This is a genomic window from Bradyrhizobium sp. 23AC (genome assembly GCF_054863025.1).
The window spans coordinates 1-241 of sequence record NZ_JAVAYN010000286.1; the positions used below are offsets into that span (position 1 = coordinate 1).

At 68.5% G+C, this 241-nt stretch carries 1 pseudogene; it reads right to left on the minus strand.

Going from position 1 to position 241, the window contains the following annotated elements:
• Positions 1-50 precede the first annotated feature (50 nt).
• A pseudogene (locus RAD10_RS42465) lies at positions 51-241 on the minus strand (FABP family protein); the annotation flags it as partial.

The window sequence follows — 241 nt, forward strand, 5'->3', positions numbered from 1 at the left end:
GTTCGTGCTCTCGTGGCTGCGCGGGTGAGGGGAGCGGTTGCCGCCGCGCGCTACGCCGCTGGGCTCGCCGTTGCGGCGGCCGCGCGCGCGGCGAGGATCCGCGCCAGCGGATTGGGTTCGGCGTCGCGGATCTTGAGCAGCGTGTTCTGGTCGCGATGGGCGAACGGTTCCGTCCGACCGTGGACGGTCAACACCGTATCCGTCGTATAACTCCAGGATCCGTCAGGATTGAACACGACCT